Genomic DNA, 4,571 nt, shown 5'->3' on the forward strand with positions numbered 1-4,571 from the left:
CGTTGCCGGTTAAGCTATCTAGCGAGCCGACTATCTTATCATAATGATTGGGATTGTCAAGCTTTTTTATATTTTGTCTCACTCAAGTTAACTGGGTTGTTTCAGTGTAAATACACACTGCCTAATCCTAGTTCTCCCTAATGAGGGGCGTATTATATAGAGTTCCAGTGCTGTGTCAATGCCTTTGGCAAAGGTTTTTGGGTTTATTTTATTTAGTGGAAAACTTATCCATTGTTTCAATGAGTTAGCATTAATTTGGTTTTTCAGGTGTTTTAGTTTAGTGGGCAATGTGGGTTGGTTTGTGGATTATTTAGATCAATAGCTAAGTTTAGTATGTAAATACGTTTTGATATTTTTAGGTCGTTGCTTTTATAAAACTCGACTTTCCCATACAACTACATATTACTTACTACAACTTACCCACTTTTTCAAAGAAGTCCTTATAAGCAGCGACTTTCTTATCCAACGATAAAGGGTATGCCCGCGAAGTCGAAGGAAGTCTATATAAGGTCAAATCGTTAGGATCCACTTTCTTGTTATCTGCGCTTTGCCATTGATAAGGGTAATCTATACTTTGATTGGTTTTTGGATATTTAGATTTGGCAGGTGGCTCATTCAATAAGTTAAGTAGCACTTCAGTTGCTTTACCGCCCGTCGTGAACAATGACTTTACCTTTGGCACTTGCGGCAAAATGTCATCTAAATCAACAGGAGTGACCACCGTTAGATTTTTATCCGAAGCATTACCCGTCTCACGGATGGCCTGCTTTACTGTCGGACAAGAAGCGATACCACGTTCAAACATAAAATCACGAATACGCTCAGGATCAAAGCGCTTCTCGTCGTCTACTCTAAAATAGTCAGCATCATCAAAAAACACTCGACCATATATTCGCCACATATCATTATAAAAATTGGGATAATGAAAACTCATTGCCCATTTATCAGCAGTCGGCGGAAAAGTACCCATCATCATAATGGTGGCATTGGGCGGCAGAACAGGCTCAAAAGGATGCGTTTCGACGTCAACAGCGCTGTTTTCGGCTAATGGCGACTCTGTATCGATGTTTTTTTGGATGCTTGGTGTTTTTATAGTCATGATATTCTTCATCAGAAAAGCGGTTTTTTTGGTATCATAGCAAGTCTAAACACTACCTCACTTATAATCACGCTATATAGTCAAACATAGTTGACTTAAATGGCGAAATATCACTTTACTTGGCCTGAATTGCTTAGGCTTTGATGGCAGCTGTGAACGCAAATATTGTCATTACGTTCAGGGAACACGGTTATAAAGCAGCAAAAGTATTTGGTTAGCTTGATTGTGAAGATGCTAACTTTACTATGTATGTGCTGGATATATGGTTAAAGTGCGGTAAGGGTTTGTATCTTTTATACTAATAGCAACCGCAGTGACTGCGCAAGCATCAGACAAGAAACCAAGAGAGATTCTATGAGCGACTTAAATAGCGGTTTAGAAATTACGGTAATCGATCATCCACTGGTCCGTCATAAGCTCAGCCTTATGCGTGAAAAAGACTGTAGCACTTATAAGTTTCGTACATTGACCAAAGAGCTTGCGCGCTTGATGGCGTATGAAGCAAGCCGTGATTTTGAAATTGAAACTTTCCCAATGGAAGGCTGGTGTGGCGAAATCACTGGTGAGCAAATCATCGGTAAGACGGCGACGATCGTACCGATTTTGCGCGCGGGTATTGGTATGCTTGACGGCGTGCTCGACTTGATCCCTACTGCTAAAATCTCTGTGGTCGGTCTACAGCGTGATGAAGAAACGTTGCAGCCAGTCCCTTTCTTTGAAAAATTCGTGAGCCACATGGACAAACGTCCTGCGCTTATCATTGATCCAATGCTAGCCACGGGTGGCTCAATGGTTGCGACCATCGAGATGCTAAAGAAAAATGGCTGTACTAATATTAAAGCCTTGGTATTAGTGGCTGCACCTGAAGGCGTACGCTTGGTAAATGAGGCGCATCCTGACGTGACCATTTATACCGCCGCGCTAGACAGTCATTTGGATGAGCATGGTTACATCATCCCAGGTCTGGGTGATGCTGGTGATAAGATTTTTGGTAAGCAGTTATCTAATAGATAAGTCGTATTAGGGTAAATAAAGCCGTCATCAAAATTGTGGCAACAGCAGACAACATCAATAATAAGGACAGATAATGAACGTATTGATTACAGGAGCAAGCGCGGGTTTTGGTAAAGCGCTGGCAGAGCGTTTGGTTGCTAAGGGCCATCGCGTGATTGGCTGTGCCAGACGCCTTGATAAACTGAATGCTTTGGCAGAGACTTTAGGTGAGGCTTTTTTACCTGTGATTATGGATGTGAGTGATACGGCTTCTATTCCACAAATTATTGCTGATTTGCCTGATGATTTTAAGCAAATCGATGTCTTGGTAAATAATGCAGGGCTGGCACTCGGTGCAGAGCCTGCTCACAAAGCCAGTCTTGATGACTGGATGCGTATGACTGATACCAATATTAAAGGCTTGATGGCGTTGACCCATGCGGTCTTGCCAGCGATGGTCGCTCGCGATAGCGGTTATATCATCAATGTCGGTTCGATTGCTGGTAGCTGGCCTTACTTTGGTGGTAACGTCTATGGCGCAACGAAAGCGTTTGTAAAACAGTTCAGCTTAAACTTACGAGCTGACTTACTTGGTACGCAAGTGCGTGTGACCAATCTCGAGCCTGGCAACGTGGCTGGTACTGAGTTTTCAAACGTGCGCTATCATGGTGATGATGACAAAGCGGCAAAGGTTTATGATGGCTTTAAAACCATGACTGGTGACGATGTTGGCGATATTTTATTATGGCTGATTGAGTCGCCTGCACATATCAATGTGAACCGCTTAGAAGTGATGCCAGTGGCGCAAACCTATAATGGCTTAACCATCGCAAAAAACAATGGCTAGTCCGTAGTAAGCGTTAACATCACTACCATCAGGCCGCCATGCAATATCTTATTTTGATACTGTGTGGCGGCCTGTTTTTTTTCAGCCATTTTTACCGTTATTTTATGCTATGGTCAACGCTACGTGACGTGTCAGCAACGTTAGATATTGCCAACATCTGCGATGCCCACTACGCCAAACTCTGGCCGTAGTATAGTCAAATCCATATAAATCAATGATATCCCATATGTTTAAAACGACCTTCAAAATACCTGAGCAATACCAATTGCAAACCACTCATGTGACAGCGACTGACGGTACGCTGATACCGACGTCTGTGATTGGTAAAGGTCAACCCGTGCTGCTATTGCATGCTTTTGGTATGGATGCACGGCAGTTTTTGCCGTTTATATTGTCGCTGACCCCACACTATTGCTTTTATTTGCCGCATTTTCGTGGTTTTGGTTTGGCCAGTGATTTGACGTTACCAACGTTTGATTTTATTGAACAATATGCAGAAGACACGCAGCAAGTGGTACAGCATATTCGTCAACAGACAACCGTGGACACCTTTCCTATTGCTGCGATATCGATGGGCGCATTGGTCATGTGGGCATACTTTAAGCGTTTTGGTCATGACAGTGTCAGCCACTATCTGAATATTGACCAAGCGCCTCTTATTCATAATCAGCCCGACTGGCAAGATGGCGGCGTCTTTGGTACACGTCAGACAGAATTATTTGCTCAGTTTACGCAGTTAATTGCTAATGCTGAACCGTATATGCACATTGATGATTTCCGTCATCTACCCTATCGATTAAAAGCAGATTTGCTGGATATAGAGCGCTCATTCTCACTGCTGTCTGTCAGCACTAAGCCTTCACAGATAGTGACGAAAACCTTGAGCTATCGAGCACCACACAAAATCTCATTAATGAAGCACGCGACTTGGCAACACAAACTGCGCTGTCTATCTGCTTACGTTGTGCTGCCCTACGATTATCGTGATGTGTTGCCAACGGTAGCGACGCCAACCACTTTATTGATTGGTGGACGCTCGCAGTTGTATGATCCAAAGCGGCAACAGCAGTTGCTTGAGTTACTGCCCAATGCGCACAGCATTATTTTACCAAAATCTGGCCATGCAGTGCCGATGGATGCGCCTGTGGCTTTTTATAAGGTGTTAAAACAGTTTTTGCATCATTAATTTTTAAAATATTGGTTTGAGTAGACATAAAAAAGCGACTTTAAAAGTCGCTTTTTTATTTGTTTATTAAGCCGTTCACATTATCTAAAAACTAATACTAGTCAGCTAAGTCTTTAATCAATTCAAAACGTGGCACTTGCTTGCCTTCTACCGTAACCGTTTCAGCAAACATGGCTAATGGACGCACCCACACGCCATATTCACCATACAGGCAACGATAAACCACTAACGACTCTTCAGTTTCTGAATGCTGTGCGGTGTGCAAAACTTGGTAAAGACTGCCTTTGTAATGGCGGTAGATGCCTTGGGCGACAGTAGCTTGATTTGTCATTATTGCTTCCAATTAGTCAATTTTATTCATATCGAAATCGGGTGGTGTTCTAAAAAGTATGCTGTCATCAGACATAACCATAGTTAATATAAAAGAATACCAGATCGAATACTTT

General features: G+C 42.5%; 5 protein-coding genes. 3 read left to right on the plus strand and 2 right to left on the minus strand.

The annotated features are described in order from the left end of the window. Positions 1-409 precede the first annotated feature (409 nt). Positions 410-1,099 carry a DNA glycosylase gene (locus QL982_RS14100; protein WP_290165858.1) on the minus strand — a complete coding sequence of 230 codons (690 nt, stop codon included), beginning with the start codon at positions 1,097-1,099 and terminating at the stop codon, positions 410-412. A 354-nt stretch (positions 1,100-1,453) separates the two neighbouring features. Between QL982_RS14100 and upp the strand changes: the two genes are divergently transcribed. The 3 genes from upp to QL982_RS14115 all read left to right on the plus strand — a co-directional run bounded on the left by upp (position 1,454) and on the right by QL982_RS14115 (position 4,125). Beyond that, positions 1,454-2,113, plus strand: a complete 660-nt coding sequence (upp, locus tag QL982_RS14105) for a uracil phosphoribosyltransferase (RefSeq protein ID WP_290165860.1) — start codon at positions 1,454-1,456, stop codon at positions 2,111-2,113. A 73-nt stretch (positions 2,114-2,186) separates the two neighbouring features. Further along, positions 2,187-2,939 carry an SDR family NAD(P)-dependent oxidoreductase gene (locus QL982_RS14110; RefSeq protein ID WP_290165862.1) on the plus strand — a complete coding sequence of 251 codons (753 nt, stop codon included), beginning with the start codon at positions 2,187-2,189 and terminating at the stop codon, positions 2,937-2,939. A gap of 226 nt (positions 2,940-3,165) precedes the next feature. Next, positions 3,166-4,125: an alpha/beta hydrolase gene (locus QL982_RS14115; RefSeq protein WP_290165865.1), complete on the plus strand. Its 960-nt coding sequence runs from the start codon at positions 3,166-3,168 to the stop codon at positions 4,123-4,125. A gap of 97 nt (positions 4,126-4,222) precedes the next feature. Here the strand turns inward: QL982_RS14115 and QL982_RS14120 are convergent, their stop codons facing one another. Further along, the gene (locus QL982_RS14120) at positions 4,223-4,456 is read right to left on the minus strand and encodes a DUF1653 domain-containing protein (RefSeq protein ID WP_290165867.1); all 234 of its coding nucleotides are present in this window, start codon (positions 4,454-4,456) and stop codon (positions 4,223-4,225) included. Between the last annotated feature and the right edge of the window lie 115 nt (positions 4,457-4,571).

Source organism: Psychrobacter sp. 5A.1, assembly GCF_030407455.1.
In the GTDB taxonomy this organism is placed as follows: Bacteria; Pseudomonadota; Gammaproteobacteria; order Pseudomonadales; family Moraxellaceae; genus Psychrobacter.